The organism is Glaciimonas immobilis (assembly GCF_011947285.1).
Classification (GTDB): domain Bacteria; phylum Pseudomonadota; class Gammaproteobacteria; order Burkholderiales; family Burkholderiaceae_D; genus Glaciimonas; species Glaciimonas immobilis.
This window is the reverse complement of record NZ_JAAOZT010000001.1, coordinates 243,325-256,127: the sequence shown is the minus strand read 5'-3', so window position 1 is coordinate 256,127 and position 12,803 is coordinate 243,325. Positions and strand designations below refer to the sequence as shown.

Sequence of the window (12,803 nt, the reverse complement as noted above, 5' to 3'; positions counted from 1 at the left end):
ATGGCGCAAGAACTTGCGGTTTGGATGAACGGGCAGTTGGTTGGCACGTGGTCAAAATCTCGTTTAGGAGTAAGCATCTTTGAGTATGAGTCGTCATGGCTTGCTTCCGAATATGCGCGTCCGCTGTCAATTTCCTTGCCTATTCCAATTGCTGGCGGCGAAATACGCGGTGAAGTCGTTCAAAACTATTTTGACAATCTACTTCCGGACGCCCAGCACATTCGTGAGCGCCTGCAAAAGAAATTCACAACAAAAGATACGGACGCCTACTCGCTACTTGAAGCAATAGGACGCGATTGTGTCGGGGCAGTACAGCTTTTACCGCTAGGTGAAAAACCCGAAGGATTCGACAGAATTGACAGCCGCCCTCTGTCAGAAGCAGACGTTTCTCAAATCTTAATCGACGCATCCAGAGGAACTACACCGGCCCAGGCTCCTGAAGACAATCCTTTTCGTATTTCGCTTGCTGGAGCACAAGAAAAGACGGCATTGCTTCGCATAGGCGATGAGTGGCATCTTCCTCAAGGTGCCACGCCTACGTCTCACATCCTCAAATTACCTTTGGGCTTAATCGGCGGATACAAGGGAATGGACATGCGCACCTCTGTCGAAAACGAATGGTTATGCGCACAACTACTGACTGCGATTGGATTTAACGTGGCAGTGACAGACATGACCTCATTCCTCGGGCAGAAAGTCTTGGTAGTGGAACGCTTTGACCGCCGGTGGATGGATGATAATGGATGGCTCGCTCGCCTACCACAAGAAGACTTTTGTCAGGTATTCGGGCTCCCCAGTTCTAAAAAATATGAGGTCGACGGTGGTCCAGGCATCGTGGACATTCTGTCGAAATTGGAGGCCAGCCAAAATCGGGAAGACGACCGTTTGCGCTTCTTGCTGGTCCATTTTGTGTTCTGGCTCTTAGCCGCATTAGACGGTCATGCAAAGAATTTTTCCATTGCATTGCAACAGGGAGGTGGCTATATGCTGACCCCCTTCTACGATGTACTCTCTTTCTGGCCAGTCATCGGGAATGCCCCAAATAAACAGAGCAAATTCAAGGCTCCGATGGCCATGGGCGTACGTGGAAAAAGCATGCACCGTAAGATGGTAGAAATCCAGGCCCGACATTGGCAAGTGCTAGCCCAAAAATCAGGCCTGCCAGAAGCGTTTGAAACAATGATAAGAATTAGCTCCGAGGTGGAAAACATATTCGAAGCTGTCCGACCTCGACTTCCTCCAGATTTCCCGATGAAGTTATGGGACGCCATTTATGCGGGTACGCGAGCACAAGCAAAATCGTTTCAGACGGGACTTCACGCCCCCGAACTCGGCGCATCAAGAAGCTAATTGGAAAGTGGATGGTACGTCCTGTTACTCGTTACCCGTCGCTAGAAGATGGTCAGCAGAAGAAAACAACCGGCGCGCGGGCAGATGAAGATTTAAAGTCATGCGACAAATCCGCGACAACATTGAAAACCGTCTTGAAACCACATGGATACTAGGGGTGGACGCGGGTTCGATTCCCGCCGCCCACCAAGATTTTTTTAAATCAAAGACTTAATCAATTAATACCGTCATTATTTGGGTTGTTTTGGGCTGTTTCGCCCAAAATGATCACAAAATGGCGGCATTTTTGTACATTGTCCGACAGCTTTTCAATACCCAGCGGATAGGCGGACAGTCTCGTCGGTGGAGTATTACGGTTGATAACGGACGTTACGATCAACATCAATTGATTACCGGTTTGCTAGCGCCTCCACCATAAACGGCTCACTTCTCCCGGCGCGATTTACCTCGGTAGAGACCATAAACCATTCAAAGCAATCCGGACCCAGCGCCATCTGGCGGGCAATCTGTTCCGCCTGCTCAGACGACAAGCTATTATCCATCCACAACAATGCATCCTCGGCCGCCAGGACAACCGGTCGCCGATCATGGACATCCACCAGCCCGCCCTCGGCCGCAGCGGTCACAATCACAAATCCAGAACCCTCTTGTAATTCTCTGTCCGGTCTGAAATCAGTGATTGCAGCGAGGAACATCGGCCCACCGCTTTTCAGCTTGATATACCAAGGCTGTTTATGGCCCTTTTCTCCGGTCCATTCAAACCATCCTTCGGCAGGGACAATCGCGCGTCCGTTCCGAAACATCCCTCGAAACGCAGGACCGGTCGCCGCCTTTTCCAACCGCGCATTGATCATCATCGGCAGTTTTCTGTCGACTGCCCACTTTGGACGAAAGCCCCAAGGGACCGAATCGACAGCTCTCTTGCCGCCGAACTGATGCATCAATAGTGGCTCGCTACCGGGCGGCACATTCCAGTTTGGCTGCCAATCCTGTTGTCGATATTGCGCGTCAGTCCAGCCCATTTCTCGGGCATAGGACTCAGCAGTTCTGGTTTGAGTAATGCGTCCGCACATAAGAATAGAGGTTCAGATCAAGATAGTTATTAAAAATCTAATTCTTTATATTAGCCTAAGAATGCAATGAGTAAAGCAATTTTTATATCAACCTAAAACCTTTTCTGAGCGCACTGAAGCCCCGCGCTCAGCTTAAAATCATCGCGCAATCAACATCACAATAGCGTCCCGTCAAAGCCAGCAACCCGTCACCATAGCCGCAATGTCCATCGCAGCTGATGTCTTCCGTCCGGCGCATAGTAGTTAAGAAGTCGCTCATAAACAATGGGTATCGAGTGATGCGATTCAAGTCAGACATCAAATCTTGCCCCACCAGCTTCAGAACCGGCCTGAAGGTGCCAGCAAGTTATTGGCTGATGATATAAACCTGTTCACTTGCAAAGTTTATTTCAAGTGAGCAGACAATTCACGCATGATCGCCAATGCTAGCTTCCGATCACTCTCATTCATTCCCCCCAGCATGTTTGCAATGTCTTCAGCTTGATCAAGCGCTCTGGCTGATCCTTGGGTAAGCAACTCCCCTGCTGTGCAGCCATAAATCTCAGCTAGTTCAAATAGTCGTGGAATTGGCGGAATTACCGCACCACGCTCAAATCTAGAGATAGTCTCTCGCTCCACACCAAGCCGTTCTGCTACCTGATCTTGCGTTAAGCCTATCTTCTTTCGATAGAAGCCGAGGACTTTACCGATAGATTGCCCCAATGCCAATTCGTGATTCGTATTCATAATTATCCAACACGTCAAGTCTACATAAGACATAGATAGTGGATTGCGATTCATGAGGCGAAAAGGACACACGATGTTGCAATGAGACACAAAAAGATCAATAATCATATTATGTCGCATATCAATAAAGTATGTCTCATCATTTGATGGCATCCATTTCCGGCCTTCTCAAGTACGTAATGGCAGGCCGATATGTTTTACACAATCAATCTTTGAAGGGTGTCAAATCATGATGTACACTAATCTTGGCCCTAAGAAAAAAGAGAGCGGGATTGGAACTACCAAGCAAACTCCACTTGTGGCATTAACTCCAAAAATTAACCCGCACTTCCGCAATATCAGCCGTGCACCGTATGAGATCGGATTTTTGCTGAAAGGTATTAATGACTCTGTTTCGTCTTACGCACCAATAACCGACGACGAAGCATTGCAAGCCGAGGCAATCGCCAAGCATGCAGAAAACGAACTCGATGTTATTTCACGTGGATTAGAGGCCATTGGTGAGATGGTATCTATTGCGGCTTGCAGTCTCAACACGACACTGGAGGGCGGCACAGTTTCGGCCATAGGTGAAATTATCAGACACCTGACTGTGGAGTGTCAACTGATGCGCGACATCGGCGACTTGATGACCGACGCGGTAGCGGAGCACAAAAAAAGGCGTGCGCAATGACTAAGGCGCCGACAGGCACATGCGCCGTAGATAACGTTCGACTGGGCCACCGCAGACTGGTCCTTGCATGCGTTGCATATAATTTCATTCGAATACTCACCATAGTCGATAGACGATTACCCATGCATCTGCGGCGAGCTTAGCTATCATTCCCCGATATCACGCAATTGCGTCCACCACGTTGTATCTCTCACGCTATCTGCCGCTGGGCGCGCTAAGTAATATGCACTCTTTATCGATCTGTTGATATTCAAACTAGCTATCAAGTAGGATTTAAGCGATCATAGACAAAATATCTACATTATATTTTGGTAACATGCAACATTTGGCGTCCCGGTGTCCGGCTCACGCTTCACGTTTAGTAAAATAATAAACCATGAAAAAAGAGAACGACGCGATACCAAAGTTTGCCCGACACAGGTTCTTCAACACTGTGCAGTTCGAACACTGCGAATTAACGCCACGTTTAACTGGAACAAATGCCGTTCTCTGCTTTGAGCCACTGTGGGTATCCATAAATAACAAAAATTGACCACAAGTCACACCCAGTTAATGAAAATTAACTCCATTACGGAGATTCACCATCATGTATAGCGGGACAGCAACCGACGTGCCGATGCTCCCTTGTGATCGGGTCGCATCTTCGCCCGCGATTCGAGTGGCAACACTTCGCCAACGGAAGTTTGCAATAGGAATCTGCATGGCGTTGGGGATACTCACCTTACTCATATTTCCGTTCGCTCAATTGAGGTGGCCCCAAGTCCCGTCGTTTCTTGCTATTTATCAAACCGCAGTCATCGGCACCTACATGATCACTGCATATCAGATGTATGGTCATTACAAGGCCACACGATCAGTAGCGCTATTACATTTGAGCGCCGGATGTTGTTACACCGCGGCCGTGCTGGTGTTGCAGTTCTGTTCATTTCGCGGCGTGTTTGTAGAAGGGCAGGTATTGTTCGGCGGACCGCAAACCAGTAGTTGGCTGTGGCTGTTTTGGCACGCTGGACCTGCGATAGGCATATTGCTTTTCGCGTGGAGTGAGCTGCATCATCCTAACCACATTACATTCGACCATCCCCAATCCCTGCGACGCACGGCCCTCGTGTTAGTTTTTGCATTTACTGCGACTGCCGCTTTAACCTCGATCTTTATAGAGTATTTACCGGTATTGGATGTTAACGGCGACTACCGTGGCATTACGACCTCCGGGATCGCCCCCGCGCTTCAATTTCTGCTTCTACTGGCGTTATTCTTTTTATGGCGGGCCAGCCGCTTCCGTAATGTGCTGCATGTATGGCTTGCGATCTCTTTGATAGCCCTCTTATGCGACAACGCCATTACCATGGCAGGCGGCAGCCGTCTGTCTATGGGTTGGTACCTCGGACGTACAAGCGGGCTGATTTCCTCCTCCGTCATGATGCTGGTGTATTTAAAGGAGATTAACAGGTCCCATCAATACAGTATGCTTATCGCCGACCAACTGGACGCCGATCGCACCCGCGCAGAACTGGATTTACAGCAATCCTATGTCCAGTTGCGACAATTATCAGAGCACCAGGAGAGAGTCAAGGAAGAGGAGCGAAAACGTATCGCGCGCGAAATTCATGACGAGCTGGGCGGTTTGCTCACCGGTATCAAGGCCAATCTAACGGTCTCCATTGAACGATCACATGTGCCCGGCAAACCCGCAGACCCTCTTTTGGAAGACGCGACCGCCCAAGTGGACATGGCAGTTGAAACGGTGCGCCGAATTATTGTCGATCTGCGGCCCAGCGTGCTTGATCATCTTGGGGTGTGGGCGGCGCTGGAGTGGTATACGGACCAGATACAAGAGCGTACCAATCTGCAATGCCAATGCAACATTCGTCCTGACGTAATGGATATTGAACTGGACCCAGAGCGCAGCACCATGTTGTTCCGGGTAGTTCAGGAATCGCTGACCAACGTGGTCCGTCACGCTGGAGCGTCAAAGGTGACAATCGATGTAATGTGCCAGCAAAACGCCATCATCGTTGAAATCAAAGACAACGGAAAAGGCATTGACGCGCAGCATCTGCTGTGTGGCGAAGCTTGGGGAATCCTCGGTATGCATGAACGTACGCGCCAGTTCGGCGGCATACTAAAAATCTTCGGCACCGGTACTACCGGCACCACAGTCCTGCTGAATTTGCCCCTGGACTGAATCGGGCGCGTCGCCTTTGGGAGCGTTGGAGGCGCGTTAATTGCCCACGTACTTAATAACACGCATCACCGCGCAACCCTTAAGAGTTGCGCGGCGTTACATCAATTCCCGTATACGGTGCGGGTTTTGAATGGGTTATAGAGGAATAGCCAGGTCTCCGACAGCGTGACATCTTTGTGACGCAAAAATAAACGCATATCGACTGGCGCGGTGCCATCAACCTTTAAATCAAATTGCGCGCGCCAGTGACCGGCCACGCCATCGGGTACGGCCTCGGTAAAGATATAAGAAAACGCCCCGCGCGAGGTGGTCAGGACTGCTTCCGGCAATTCACCGTAGGCCAGCTTTTCGAGCGGCGCACCGATAAACTCAACCATGAATTTACGCACGTTTTCGGGGCGCGGCTGTCCCGGGACACCACCGTTGCCAAGTCTGGTGGCGACACAGCGGGCCAACGGCGATGGAAAAGGCTCGTCTTTTTGCCAATACAGACGATACCGCAGACGGTAATTGTTACCAGCAACCGCTTTTGCACTCGGCACCCACATCGCCACAATATTGTCATGAATCTCGTCGTCGGTCGGAATTTCAACCAGTTGCACCGCGCCCTTACCCCAACCGTCCAGCGGCTCTACCCACAAGCTGGGCCTTCGCTCGTAATGCACGCCGTCCTGATAATGATCAAAGTTACGATCGCGTTGCAACAAACCAAAACCTTTTGGATTGTTGTCCCCGAAGGCCGAGACCATCGTTTGACCAGGATTATTTAACGGACGCCAGATATGCTCGCCACCGCCGCTCCATAGTGCCAGACCGTCCGAATCGTGGACTTCTGGACGCCAGTCAGATCCGGTGGCTTTAACCGCCTCAGAAAACCAGTTCATTGAAGTTACCGGAGCGATGCCGAAACGCCCGATATCGCGTCGCAAAAACAAGGCAGTCTCGACTTCCATCGTCACACCCGCGCCACGTTGCATAGTAAATTTATACGCGCCGCAAATACTCGGGCCTTCCAGCATCGCGTAGATGACGACGGTATCGCTGTTATCTTCCGGAACCGTAAAGTAGAAATGCGTGAAATTAGGAAACTCTTCGGGCTGACCGGCCTGCGCAACGTCAAGAGCGATACCGCGAGCGGATAAACCATATTGATACAAGTCACCAATCGCCCGAAAATAAGAAGCGCCGAGAAAAGCAACCCAGTCGTTCTTATGCCAGTCGAGTTTGCTCTGGTCACCCGTTGTGCTTTCCTGAAAACGGAAGCCAGCAAAGCCGCTGCCACGCGGCATCTTACGCGCAGGGCTATCGGCAGGCATGTCAAAATAAGTTTCGTCATAAAGAATCTCACTCTCTACCGCCGCGCCGCCGCGCCCGCTTCCATCGATAAGATGCATATGAACCGGGGACTGAAAAAATTTTCCTAAGTGAAAAAAAGTCACAGGAAATTGCCCGGGGCCATTTGCGAACAACGCGTAATCAGTATTGAAAGAAATTTTTCCGAGGGCTTCATAATCGATTTTTTCGAGTATTTCGCGCGGTGCTGTGCGTTGAGGAGCATATGGTTGTTTCGCTTGCGCCTGCGCTTTTGCGATGAGAGCATCGAAAGAAAAGGCGCTGGCTTTACCAAATTTGACGCGATTAGCGGCAATGACTTCCAGTGGAATGCCAAGAGCGGCGAGCGTCGCTGTGGCAGCGGCAGAATGTAGAAAGGTACGGCGATTTATCATGGGCAGGCAATCTCAAATAAAATTATATTGAAAGGCGAGTCGGACCAGTCGGCGTCCAGTTTTAAGGGGGATATTGTTTTTGTTGTAGGCAGCACTCAACGTTTAAAATCTTACATATTTGCATCGCAAAAGTGTAGCCTGTGAATTCAAAGTTATCGCCGAATTTATCGATATTTTTCGGATTGACCTCACCGACAGCATGTTTCGTTAATCGGTGGCTTCAGAAGTCATAAGCATTTACTTGGCACAAATTACTAAGTACACGGTCAGTTTAGTACCTATCAACCAAAAAACGTTCCTATTTAATCGCAATAGCATTGGGCACGTAAGCCCGGCGCGCCGCCACACCACGCTTTCGGCGGCGAATAACCCATGGAAGCATGGCCCATTTAAGTATCAAATGGCTAATGTATATACAGACTTGCATGGAACGTGTATTCATCAACAATGTCCCAGTTCATAATCACAACAGAAAGTGGTTTCGATTGGCAAAACGATAAATAGCGGTTAATCTTGGACAACGCTCTGACGGGGAGACCCAGGCAGCGCCAAATCGCTGGCCTTAACAGGGTCCAAACTGGAACCTCGAACACGCCAACCTTACACGCAGACCCCTCCGCATGAGTGAGCTGGAAGCATCCGTCGCGCAGGAAACAGCATGCAGCCCTGCTCCCGTAAGCTTTTGGGAAGCTTTTGCCTTTTGGTTGAAGTTAGGTTTTATCAGCTTTGGCGGTCCGGCGGGACAAATCGCTATCATGCATCAGGAGTTAGTTGAAAACCGGCGCTGGATTTCTGAGCAGCGGTTCCTGCATGCACTAAATTTTTGCATGGTCCTGCCAGGACCGGAAGCACAGCAACTCGCCACTTACATTGGCTGGCTGATGCATCGTTCCTGGGGCGGTATCGTGGCAGGTGCATTGTTCGTGCTGCCCTCGTTAATAATCCTGATTGCCTTGTCCTGGATGTATATTGCCTTTGGTCATTTGCCGCTGGTCGCGGGACTGTTCTATGGCATTAAACCCGCGGTGACCGCAATTGTCGTTCAGGCGGCTTATCGGATCGGCTCACGTGCCCTAAAGAACAGGATACTTTGGTGTATCGCCGCGGCTTCGTTTTTGGCCCTATTTGTCCTGAACGTGCCGTTCCCGGCGATTATCGCCGTCGCTGCATTAACTGGCTATGTCGGCAGTCGCATGGCCCCCGATAAATTTGCAATGGGAGGCAATCATCAGGCGGCAGAAAAATCCTTTGGCCCGGCACTGATCGATGACAACACGCCACCACCAGAGCACACAAAATTTCGCTGGCAGCGTCTCCTCAAACTCATCGTGACCGGTGCCTTATTGTGGATAATTCCCGTGGCCTATCTCACCACCGCATACGGGTGGGACCACACGTTGACGCAGATGAGCTGGTTCTTTACCAAGGCGGCTTTATTAACGTTCGGCGGTGCTTATGCGGTATTGCCTTATGTCAATCAAGGGGCGGTCGAGCATTACGGCTGGCTGATGCCAACCCAGATGATTGACGGACTGGCGTTGGGTGAAACCACGCCGGGGCCATTAATCATGGTGGTGGCTTTTGTGGGCTTCGTGGGTGGCTATACGAAAGCGTTGTTCGGGCCAGAAAGTCGTTTTCTGGCGGGCGCGGTCGCGGCCATGCTGGTGACCTGGTTCACTTTTTTACCGTCATTCTTCTTTATATTGGCCGGTGGCCCATTGATCGAATCAACCCATGGTGATCTGAAATTTACTGCCCCTCTAACCGCTATTACGGCCGCCGTGGTCGGGGTGATTCTAAATCTGGCCGTGTACTTTGGCTACCACGTGCTCTGGCCACATGGCCTGGGCGCAGAATTTGACTGGATATCAGCGTTAATCACGCTGGCAGCGGCGATTGCATTGGTTCGCTTTCGACGCAATGTCATGCATGTCATCGCCACCTGTGCGGTGGTCGGTCTGATTTTGAAGGTAACGACAGGGTAAGCCAAAGAATTTCTTACTCTCTCGTCGCCGGATTTTATTTAAGGCAAGCGATAAGTTTTTATAAATCCAGCACCAGCAACTTACCCTTAGGACGTGATACACACGCGGTCAAATATTCCAGATGGTCTTCATCAGACAGAATGTAATCGCGATGATCAACCTCGCCTTCAAGGTAGCGCGTTTTGCAGGTACCGCACAGGCCGGATTGGCACGAGGTCTCAATGTCGATGCCGTTCTCGGCAAGTACCTCGACGATACTTTTATCCTCTGACATAGCAAATAAAGCCCCGCTACTGGCAATTTTTAAAAAGGATATTTCCGCTGAAACGGCTACCGTGGCGCTGATCGTCGGCGCAGCTTGCACCGGTGCTTTGAAATGTTCAAAATGGACCAACTCGCGCGGCCAGTGTTGCGTTGCTGTGGCGCAGGCAGCCATAAAGCCACCGGGGCCACAATAATAAACATGGGTTCCCTCAACATGGGATTCCAACAAGGAAACCAGATCCAGACCATCGCGGGGATTGCCGCCATCAAAGTGAAAAATCACACGTCCTTTTGCGACCTGAACGGCAAATTCTTCGCGAAACGCAGCATGCTCTTCACTCTTTGCGCAGTAATGAAGTGCGTAATCCTCTCCAGTACTTTCAAGATAATGCGCCATCGCTTTTAGTGGCGTGACCCCAATTCCACCGGCCAATAAAATATGTTTTTTTGCGCCGGGCACAAGGCCGAAATTATTCCGGGGATAACTGACCGACACGATATCCCTGACCCGCACATTATCATGCATCAGGCGCGAACCGCCCTGACCTGCGTCCTCACGCAGAACGGCAATCACATAGCGATGCCGCTCGACCGGATCATTGCATAACGAGTATTGCCGAATCACGCCGCCGTCCAGATACAGGTCGATGTGCGCACCGGCCGCAACGGCTGGCAAGGGTTCTCCTGCGGGATGCACCAGTTCGAAGGAGTTAATGCCGGACGCCTCGGACCTGATTTGGCGAATCAGTAACGACAAGGTTGCGGGAGTCGAACGCGGTTGTGTTGGAGTACTTTCCATAGGGCCTCGGTCTCTTTAGTCTTATGCTGCAATGCATCATAGGCATCGCTGCTTGTATAGTCTGGTCGAAGAAGCCTGCGCTGCGCGCCGCTTTCCGATGATAAATCTTAAGTCTCTCCTATCTAAACGTCCAATGGGAATAATCCATGAACCCTATCTGGAATATAGATAAGGTTAGCAAGGGTAACGATAAGGTTTTTCTACAAAGGATAAGGTTTTTCTACAAAGACCCTGCAGACGTATCAACCAATTCGGATTTCCAGATGAATGTCATCCTAAAATTGAATTCGACATTTTAGCGCCCTCCACGTATCTTAATGTCAAGGACAATTGATCCCACCGAATAATAGTTGATTGAGGAGACCATAGATGGACACGAAAGTCGATAATACCAAGCTGCCAGACACGTCAAAGCCAAAGAAACTTATCCCTTACGGCGGCTATTTTACGAGCAAGACGCCAGGGCATGATCCAGAACTGACCGAAACCGGTCCGGGCACACCGATGGGCGAATACATGCGCTCATTCTGGCATCCCGTATGTATGTCGATCGAATTGGGCGATACGCCAAAATTCATTAAAATTCTCAACGAAGAATTAGTGGCTTTCCGCGACAAGAGTGGTGCCATTGGCGTCTTGCACGCCCACTGTGTCCATCGCGGCGCGTCGCTGGAGTATGGCGCAATTCAGGAACATGGTATCCGCTGCTGTTACCACGGCATGGTTTTTGATGTGGATGGCACCTGCCTGCACGTTCCCTATCCAAAAGGCGAAGAAAAAGAAGCCGCAAAATTTGCCTGCTCAATTCAGCAAGGCGCATACAAGGCATTCGAACGTAACGGTCTGGTATTTGCTTACATGGGCTCGCCAGAAAAAGAACCGCCGTTCCCCGAGTGGGAAAGCAATTTCACCGTCCACGCAAGCGACAAATTAGTGCCTTACAGCAACTTTCAACATTGCAACTGGTTGCAGGTACAAGACAATGCTGCGGATAACTACCATCCGACAGCGCTGCATAACTCCTCTAACGTGGTCGGTGAAAACTATCAAGGCACTACCTTCAACGAAGTCGGCGCAGCATCGATGGAAGTCGCTCCGGACATGCAATTTATTCCGATTCATGAAGGCCGTGGATTAGCCTGCGCCGGTGCCCGCCGCGTAGACAAAGATCGTCTCTTTATCCGCGTTCAGCACCAAGCACTACCTAACCTGAGTCTGCACGCTTATACATCCGAAGACGGTGCCGCCAAGAAATTATTCAGCCGCTTCCATATCGTGCGCTGGACGGTCCCGGTGGATGACGAGAACAGCAAAATGATCGGCTGGCGCGTGATGGGCCCAAATATCGATACCCGCGGTATCGGTGACGAAGGCATGGTCGGTTACGAGACCATCGACTTTCTGGAAGGCCAGGTTGCGATGCGTCGCCCGGAACGTTTTGGCAAATACAAGCTCGAAGATTTTCCGCCAATTCCGACCAACCATCGTGAACGCGATTGCTACAAAGATGCACAGCAAGCGCCGGGCGACTACGAAGCCATTATCAGCCAGCGTCCTATCGCCGTGCATGCGTTGGAAAATCCAACCAAATTTGATGCAGGCGTCTTCATGTTCCGCAAACTGTTACGCGATGCGGTCCGAGGCACTAATCCGAAGGCCAGCGCAGAACATTTTTACGATTGGCTACAATCAGTAAAAGGTGCGCCCAACAGCTACTGTAGCGGCAACGTGATGGAAGTCGCCGAAGGCGCCACCATCGAAGAAGAAATCGCGCAACGTCGCCAGGTCACTCGCAAAATTGTGCAGATATTGACTGATAGCGACAATCTGAAAGGTGACGCCCGGACGCAGTTTGTGATGGAAGGTTTTGAGGCTTTGGAGCAATCTACGAAGAAGTAATTGGTAGTGCGTTATAAAGGTTGATTGATAATGGTTTGATTGGCGCAACAGGAACGTGCGGGGGTACATTGCCTCAATCCAAAAATTGCGCCTTATTCGCTCATCCGGATAGGGCGCATATT

The 12,803-nt window shown here is 50.5% G+C and carries 9 protein-coding genes and 1 tRNA gene; 6 read left to right on the top strand and 4 right to left on the bottom strand.

The genetic code is table 11. The annotated features are described in order from the left end of the window. The gene (locus HAV38_RS01155; protein WP_168051593.1) at positions 1 to 1,350 is read left to right on the top strand and encodes a type II toxin-antitoxin system HipA family toxin; all 1,350 of its coding nucleotides are present in this window, start codon (positions 1 to 3) and stop codon (positions 1,348 to 1,350) included. A 78-nt stretch (positions 1,351 to 1,428) separates the two neighbouring features. Beyond that, positions 1,429 to 1,539 (top strand) — tRNA-Ser (locus HAV38_RS01150). 200 nt (positions 1,540 to 1,739) lie between these two features. Here the strand turns inward: HAV38_RS01150 and HAV38_RS01145 are convergent. After that, on the bottom strand, positions 1,740 to 2,423 hold the full coding sequence (locus HAV38_RS01145) for an SOS response-associated peptidase (protein WP_168051591.1): 684 nt from the start codon (positions 2,421 to 2,423) through the stop codon (positions 1,740 to 1,742). A 384-nt stretch (positions 2,424 to 2,807) separates the two neighbouring features. Continuing rightward, on the bottom strand, positions 2,808 to 3,149 hold the full coding sequence (locus tag HAV38_RS01140) for a helix-turn-helix domain-containing protein (protein WP_168051589.1): 342 nt from the start codon (positions 3,147 to 3,149) through the stop codon (positions 2,808 to 2,810). A gap of 229 nt (positions 3,150 to 3,378) precedes the next feature. Between HAV38_RS01140 and HAV38_RS01135 the strand changes: the two genes are divergently transcribed. Next, positions 3,379 to 3,822: a hypothetical protein gene (locus HAV38_RS01135; protein ID WP_168051587.1), complete on the top strand. Its 444-nt coding sequence runs from the start codon at positions 3,379 to 3,381 to the stop codon at positions 3,820 to 3,822. A 586-nt stretch (positions 3,823 to 4,408) separates the two neighbouring features. Beyond that, the gene (locus HAV38_RS01130; protein ID WP_168051585.1) at positions 4,409 to 6,007 is read left to right on the top strand and encodes a sensor histidine kinase; all 1,599 of its coding nucleotides are present in this window, start codon (positions 4,409 to 4,411) and stop codon (positions 6,005 to 6,007) included. Between the two features lie 101 nt (positions 6,008 to 6,108). On the opposite strand, the gene HAV38_RS01125 is transcribed toward HAV38_RS01130, so the two are convergent. Next, positions 6,109 to 7,734 (bottom strand): OpgD/OpgG family glucan biosynthesis protein, encoded by a 1,626-nt coding sequence (locus HAV38_RS01125; protein ID WP_168051583.1) that lies wholly within the window; start codon positions 7,732 to 7,734, stop codon positions 6,109 to 6,111. Between the two features lie 620 nt (positions 7,735 to 8,354). Here HAV38_RS01125 and chrA point away from each other — a divergent pair. Further along, positions 8,355 to 9,719 carry a chromate efflux transporter gene (gene chrA, locus HAV38_RS01120; RefSeq protein WP_168051581.1) on the top strand — a complete coding sequence of 455 codons (1,365 nt, stop codon included), beginning with the start codon at positions 8,355 to 8,357 and terminating at the stop codon, positions 9,717 to 9,719. 58 nt (positions 9,720 to 9,777) lie between these two features. On the opposite strand, the gene HAV38_RS01115 is transcribed toward chrA, so the two are convergent. Further along, positions 9,778 to 10,782 (bottom strand): PDR/VanB family oxidoreductase, encoded by a 1,005-nt coding sequence (locus HAV38_RS01115; RefSeq protein WP_168051579.1) that lies wholly within the window; start codon positions 10,780 to 10,782, stop codon positions 9,778 to 9,780. 369 nt (positions 10,783 to 11,151) lie between these two features. Between HAV38_RS01115 and HAV38_RS01110 the strand changes: the two genes are divergently transcribed. Next, positions 11,152 to 12,681 carry a Rieske 2Fe-2S domain-containing protein gene (locus HAV38_RS01110; protein ID WP_168051578.1) on the top strand — a complete coding sequence of 510 codons (1,530 nt, stop codon included), beginning with the start codon at positions 11,152 to 11,154 and terminating at the stop codon, positions 12,679 to 12,681. Positions 12,682 to 12,803 lie beyond the last annotated feature (122 nt).

What these genes read in the sequence shown, in the direction of transcription:
- HAV38_RS01155 (WP_168051593.1), top strand. Translation starts at nt 1, where the DNA reads ATGGCGCAAGAACTTGCGGTTTGGATGAACGGGCAGTTGGTTGGCACG.
- HAV38_RS01145 (WP_168051591.1), bottom strand. Translation starts at nt 2,423, where the DNA reads ATGTGCGGACGCATTACTCAAACCAGAACTGCTGAGTCCTATGCCCGA.
- HAV38_RS01140 (WP_168051589.1), bottom strand. Translation starts at nt 3,149, where the DNA reads ATGAATACGAATCACGAATTGGCATTGGGGCAATCTATCGGTAAAGTC.
- HAV38_RS01135 (WP_168051587.1), top strand. Translation starts at nt 3,379, where the DNA reads ATGATGTACACTAATCTTGGCCCTAAGAAAAAAGAGAGCGGGATTGGA.
- HAV38_RS01130 (WP_168051585.1), top strand. Translation starts at nt 4,409, where the DNA reads ATGTATAGCGGGACAGCAACCGACGTGCCGATGCTCCCTTGTGATCGG.
- HAV38_RS01125 (WP_168051583.1), bottom strand. Translation starts at nt 7,734, where the DNA reads ATGATAAATCGCCGTACCTTTCTACATTCTGCCGCTGCCACAGCGACG.
- chrA (WP_168051581.1), top strand. Translation starts at nt 8,355, where the DNA reads ATGAGTGAGCTGGAAGCATCCGTCGCGCAGGAAACAGCATGCAGCCCT.
- HAV38_RS01115 (WP_168051579.1), bottom strand. Translation starts at nt 10,782, where the DNA reads ATGGAAAGTACTCCAACACAACCGCGTTCGACTCCCGCAACCTTGTCG.
- HAV38_RS01110 (WP_168051578.1), top strand. Translation starts at nt 11,152, where the DNA reads ATGGACACGAAAGTCGATAATACCAAGCTGCCAGACACGTCAAAGCCA.